The sequence below is a fragment of the Oribacterium sp. genome (genome assembly GCF_057249185.1).
The window spans coordinates 1-6,181 of the sequence record NZ_DBHIGR010000139.1; the positions used below are offsets into that span (position 1 = coordinate 1).

The 6,181-nt window shown below is 45.7% G+C and carries 3 protein-coding genes and 1 pseudogene; all 4 read left to right on the forward strand.

Annotated elements, in window-relative coordinates:
• A pseudogene (locus tag ACO4PX_RS07945) lies at positions 1-1,009 on the forward strand (cell surface protein); the annotation flags it as partial.
• Between the two features lie 635 nt (positions 1,010-1,644).
• The gene (locus tag ACO4PX_RS07950) at positions 1,645-3,360 is read left to right on the forward strand and encodes a putative manganese-dependent inorganic diphosphatase (RefSeq protein ID WP_485572205.1); all 1,716 of its coding nucleotides are present in this window, start codon (positions 1,645-1,647) and stop codon (positions 3,358-3,360) included.
• A gap of 122 nt (positions 3,361-3,482) precedes the next feature.
• On the forward strand, positions 3,483-3,986 hold the full coding sequence (locus tag ACO4PX_RS07955) for a shikimate kinase (protein ID WP_314328593.1): 504 nt from the start codon (positions 3,483-3,485) through the stop codon (positions 3,984-3,986).
• A 44-nt stretch (positions 3,987-4,030) separates the two neighbouring features.
• Positions 4,031-6,181 (forward strand): GTP-binding protein (locus ACO4PX_RS07960; protein WP_485572206.1); only part of this gene is annotated, 2,151 nt, incomplete at its 3' end.

Genomic DNA, 6,181 nt, shown 5'->3' on the forward strand with positions numbered 1-6,181 from the left:
TTATCGCATTAATTATGGAAAATCTTCCTTTTCCAAGAAGAAGGTAAGCCTTGTCATGGATTTAGATTTAACTCAGATGAAGCCATTGGCGAAGCAAGGCTCCGATGAAAATGCGGCTAACGAAAGAATCTACGGCAAAGATCCTGTTACCGGCAAAGCATACCCTATTGAAAACTTTAATCTCTCTCCTGCTACGGGAGGACATGCAAGTACCAGCGTTTTTGGAAATTTGCAGGAGCTTATTAAAAATTCTGCTCAAAAGATTCAGCTGGTAATGAAAGGATTAAAAATAAATTCCACCTCTTCCAATAGAGTAGAAACGGAAACGGAGACAGAAAAGAACATTAGTACAGAGGGAAGTATTGCAGGAACTTTAGTTGGATATATGAAGTCTGATTTAAAGTATGTTTATGCTACCGGAAATACCTCTTATGTCTGGGGTGCTGTGCAAAATGATGCCGGCAGAGACAAGGTGGTCGGTCAAGGAAATGACAAAGTTCTTCTTACCATAAAAATGAACACTGTAGAGCCGAAGAGCAATCCGGTGCAGCCTGTAAATCCTGTACAACCGGTAGATCCCGTTAACCCGGAGCAGCCCGCACAACCGGTAACTCCCGTAACCCCTGCTGTACCGGCTAGTCCTACGAATCCTAGTATTGGCGGAACAAGCAATGGCGGCGGTGGAAGAAGCAGTTCAAGAGTGACTGTAAGCACTGTCAGCAATGCACCGTCCAATCCCGGAATCGTACTGGGAGAAAGCCGTCCGACAGCTTCTGCTCCCGCCGGTGAAGTATTAGGAGAGAATCGAGTGGCTCCAGTAGCAGAAGCTACTGAAGAGAAGAAGGGTGCGGTTCTTGGAGAGTCCCGCCCAAGCGTGAAGGGCGTATCCGACCGTGCAACCGTAGCCACCGGAGATTACAACTTCACAGGACTTTGGGCATCCCTATTCGGAATCTCCCTAGCATCCTTAGCAGGCTTTGTAGTTCTTCAGAAGAAAAAAGAAAACTAATTCATCGGTAATTCCCTTTTCTGTATTTTGTACATTTCATTGTCAAAACAGAAAACCAGGGACACCATTACTGTAAACCCAAACCGTTGTAGAACATGAAAAATAAACAGTTCTGCAACGGTTTATTTTTCTGAATTTAAATCAGACTTTCTTTTTTTCAGTAGAAGTGAAGGACTGTGAAAATAGTAAATAAAAGAGACAGACGCAGTATAGGCATGAAAGAGGGGGAAATTTAGTCCGGAGGCATTGGCGAGCTCGGCGAAGTGAAGGACTGTATAAAAAAATAAGCGGAAGCGACAGATGCAGTATAGATATGAAAGAGAGCAATCTGAGCCCGCCGGTACTTGCGAAAAACAAAGGTACTGCAGTTTTTCGCTTAGTACCGCTGCAGGGCGAGGTTAGCGGGAGCGTGCTCGATTTCATATCTATACTGCATAGGAGCTTCTCTCATCAATGAATCCAGACCTTCACTTCTACCGGGCGAGGTTAGCGGGAGCGTGCCCGATTACATGCCCATACTGCATAGTCGCGACTCCTTATCATTTTCCCAGACCTTCACTCCCCTTCCCCTTCTTGACAGCGCCTCCCTATTGCACTAAGATTTTCCTATGTTGTTAGAAGAAAGAGGAAAGCAAATGGCAGAGAAAAAATCAAAGATTCCACACAATACAGAAAGGCCGGTTCTGATTACAGGCCACAAGAATCCGGATACGGATTCCATTTGTGCGGCGATTTCTTATTCCCGTTTGAAGAATAAGATTAACAATACAGACCGGTATATCCCTTGTAGAGCCGGAAATCCCAATGCGGAAACCAGCTTTGTTTTAGAGCATTTTAAGGTGGACGCTCCTCTTTTATTGGACAATGTAAAAACCCAGGTTTCCGATATTGCCTATCGGAAGACTCCCGGAGTTTCTAAAAATATGTCCTTAAAGCAGGCCTATCAGATGATGAGAGACGGTCATGTGGTCACCCTTCCGGCGGTAAACCAAAACGGCATTTTGGAAGGTCTCATTACCATGTCCGATATTGCCAAGTCCTATATGAATGTTTATGATTCTGCCATCATTTCCACGGCAGAGACTCCTTTTAAAAACATCCTGGAAACCTTGGAAGCAACTCTGATTACCGGAGATGCCAACCGAAATTGTCAGGACGGAAAGGTGTTGATTGCGGCAGCTAATCCGGAAATGATGAACTACTATATTGAGCCCCATGACATTGTCATCCTGGGAAATAGAGCAGAGAGCCAGCTTTCCGCCTTGGACAATGGTGCGGATTGTATCATCATTTGCGAGGGCGCCAATGCCTCCCCCACGATTAAAGCCCTGGCGGAGCAAAACGGCATGATTATCATGGTGACCTCCTATGATGCTTATACGGCGGCAAGACTGATTAACCAGTCCATCCCCATCAGCTTCTTTATGACGAAGGAAGGTATTTTAAGCTTCGAAGAAGAGGATACGGTGGATGAAATTAAGGATGTGATGGCGAAGAAGCGGCACAGAGATTTCCCGGTTATCAGTAAGGACGGTCGATATCTGGGTATGCTTTCCCGTAGAAATCTTTTAGGTGCCAGTGGAAAACAGGTCATTATGGTGGATCATAATGAGCTGGGACAGGCATTGGACGGCATGGAAAATGCGGAGATTCTGGAAATCATTGATCATCACAGACTGGGAACCATTCAGACCTTGGGACCGGTGTATTTTAGAAATCAACCTCTGGGTTGTACCAGCACAATTGTGTACCTGATGTATCAGGAAAATAAAGTGGAAATCGATTCCCAGACGGCGGGACTGATGATGTCCGCTATCATTTCCGATACCCTCCTTTTCCGTTCTCCTACCTGCACCAAGACCGATGAGATGGCAGGAAGAGCGTTGGCGGAGATTGCCGGAGTGGATATTGAAAAGTATGCCATGGAAATGTTTTCCGCTGCCTCCGATTTAAAGCAGAAGACGGATCGGGAGATTTTCTATCAGGATTTTAAGACCTTTACTGCAGGGGATATTCATTTTGGCGTCAGTCAGGTAAGCTCCTTAAATGAAGAAGAGCTTCTTTCCTTAAAGCCCAGACTCTTCCATTTTGCGAAGGAGGCTTTAGGAGAAGAAAATCTGGACATGGCCTTTGTGATGCTCACCAACATTTTAAAACAGGATACTCTGCTTCTGGCTGTTGGTCATAGAGCGGACAGCCTGATTCAAAATGCCTTTTTGCTGGAGCCCAAGAAGGAAAGTTTTGATTTTTCCGGAGAAGAGATAGAGGGCTTTACCGCTGTGCTGGAAAATGTGGTTTCCAGAAAGAAACAGCTCATTCCGCCCCTTAGCCTTTATGGGGAGCAGATGTAAGAGAAAAGCCGGACTTTCAGAACGGAAAGTAGGCGAGAGAAAAGCCGGATTTTATGGAAGAAGACCGGAGTAGAAAAAGTGGACTTAAAGTAGGAACATCAGAAAGCGGAAAGGATAGTCTTATGAATATTTGTTTAATCGGAATGCCCTCCAGCGGGAAAAGCGTCTTAGGGGTATTGCTGGCGAAAAAATTAGGCATGTCCTTTCTGGATATGGATTTGGTGATTCAGGAAAAGACCGGACAGTTGCTTCGGGAAATCATTGCGGAGCGGGGAAGGGAGGGCTTTCTCCTTTTGGAAGAGGAAGTGGGAGCAGCGCTCTCCATGAACAATACGGTTCTTGCTCCGGGCGGCTCTATTTGCTACGGAAAGAGAGCTATGGAGCATTTACGGGAGACTTCTTTGGTGATTTTCTTGGATGTGCCTTTTTCCGAGGTGGAAAAAAGAATCGGTGACCCGGTGAAAAGAGGGGTGGCGATTCCCGATGGCTTTACCCTGAAAGACCTATATAACGAAAGAAAGGCCCTCTACCTGCAATGTGCCCATGAAATTCTGAATGAAGAGGGCTTAAATCCGGAGGAATGTGTAGAAGCTTTGGTTCGTATTGCGGAGAAACACAAACAGTAGATTCCTCATAAAACAGGTTTTTGGGAGAAGCTCAGAAAGCTTCTTTGACAAAAGGTTCAGAAAGCTTCTTTGACCAAAAGCCTAAGAATATAAAAGAATTGGCGGAAACAGAGGTTCGTATGGAAAATATCGTACTTGCTTTGCTGGCCCATGTGGACAGAGGAAAGACCAGTCTTTCGGAGGCTCTTCTCTATGAAAGCGGGAGAATTTCGGAAAAGGGCAGGGTAGACCATGGAGATAGTGTTTTAGACAAGGACAGTCTGGAACGAAAAAAAGGAATTACGATTTATGCGAAAAGCGTTTATTTTACCAAGGAAAATAAGCGTTTTTTTCTTTTGGATACTCCCGGACATCAGGAGTTTTCCTCGGAGATGGAGCGTTGTCTTGCGGTTATGGACTACGGTATCCTGCTGATTGACGGAAATGACGGTATTCAAAAGCGAGAGTTGCAGCTCTTTGAAAGAGCGCGAGAGAAGGGAATTCCTCTTTTTTTGGTGGTAAATAAAATGGACCTTTTCCAAGGGGATAGGGAAGCTTTGTTAAGAGAAATCCAAGAGGCCTTTTCCTGTGAGGGGATTATCAACTTTTCTCCCTATACTTTTTCCGACTTGGCAAGATTTTTACAGGAAGAGGATTTTACCCGGACAGTAGCCTCCAAGGAGAATGCAGCTTTAGAACAAAAGGAAGCTCCAGAGAAGAAGGAGGCTATAGGACAGAAGGCAGTTCCTTCAGAGGACTGTCAGGACTTTCTGGAAAATCTTGCCGTATTATCCGAAGAGGGAACCGCGGAGTATCTGGAAAATGGACGACTTCCCCTTAGCTTTTTGCAGGAAAACATACAGGAGAGAAAGCTTTTTCCTCTTTTCTTCACCTCTGCATTAAAGCAGGAGGGAATCACCGAACTTTTTTCCTGGATTTTTGCTCTTTGTCAAATGCCGGCCTATAGCGAGGAATTGCGGGGAATTTTATATAAGATTAGCAAAAGTCCGGAAGGAAGAAGAATCGGAAGAGCGAAGCTTTTGGGGGGAAGCCTTTCCTTGCGCCAGGAATGGCGGCCTTCCGAAAAGGCTTTGGAGTTACATTTGGAAGGGGTAGAAGAGGAGGCTGTAGAGAGCGTAGAGCCGGGAATGCTTTTTACCATGCCGATTTCGGAAAATGCGGGTCTTGGCTATTTCCCGGTGGATGAGCATAGTGAGAAAGAGAAGGAAGGTTATTTTCCTACCCTTTTATCTCTTGAAGGAGAGGAGATTCTTTCCTATCGAAAGGATTTGGAGGAGCTGCAAAAGGAATTTCCGGAGTGGGGGATTTCTATTTCTTTGGCGGAAAAGCAAGTCACTGCACAGCTGTCCGGAAATCTGCAAAAAGAACTTCTGACGGATTTGTTTGCCAAGAGGCTGGGAAAGAAACTGCATTTTTCCAAGCCGAAGCTTCGTTATGGGGAAAGTCCCCGTAGAGAAGCCTATGGAAGGGGAGCTGTGCTGGAACCCGGTCACAGGATTTCTATGCTTCTTCGCTTAATTCCCAAGGAAGTAGAATTCTTTGGGGAGCAGCAGGAGGTGGGAAAGGGCGAAAGGGATTGTGAGAATAGCAGAAATCCGGAAAAGAAAAGCATTTTTTCCATAGAGAAAAGAGGAGAGCTACCGGAGGAATGGATTTCCCGCTTGGAAACTGAGTGGGCAGAGGAGCATTTTCCGGGACCGCTCCTTTCCGGACCCTATGAGAACTATGCTTTGGAAATTTCCAATTTAAGCTTTTCTCGAGGCTCCGCCTATTATGTGGACTTTCAGGAGGCGGTGTATCAGGCCTTCCGCATGGCTCAAGCTACAGCAGGGGTTCGGCTGTTAATGCCGTATTTTTCCTATGAAATCTCAGCCTCTCAGGAGAAGCTTGGAAAGATTTTGCAGGAGATTGAAAGACAAAAGGGAAAGCAGGAGGAGCTGCTTTCCGAGGGAGAAAACTATCAGCTACTGGGAAAGATTCCCGGGATAAACCTTTCGGAGCTGCAAAGTTTTGTGCAGGGAGAGGGAGAAAGTTTTTCTTTCTCATTTTCCTCTTATCAGGAAATGGAAGAGGAACAAGCCTTGGCAGTATTGGAGGAACGTTTCGGGATTCCGTCGGAGGAGCTTCCCTTAAGTTCTGTAGGAAAACTTTACTATGGGGAAGAGCTTGTTTCCGAGGCAGCTTTAGGGCAGGAC

Bases quoted from the DNA above. Each gene is read 5' to 3' on its own strand.
- ACO4PX_RS07950 (WP_485572205.1), top strand. From the start codon at position 1,645: ATGGCAGAGAAAAAATCAAAGATTCCACACAATACAGAAAGGCCGGTT.
- ACO4PX_RS07955 (WP_314328593.1), top strand. From the start codon at position 3,483: ATGAATATTTGTTTAATCGGAATGCCCTCCAGCGGGAAAAGCGTCTTA.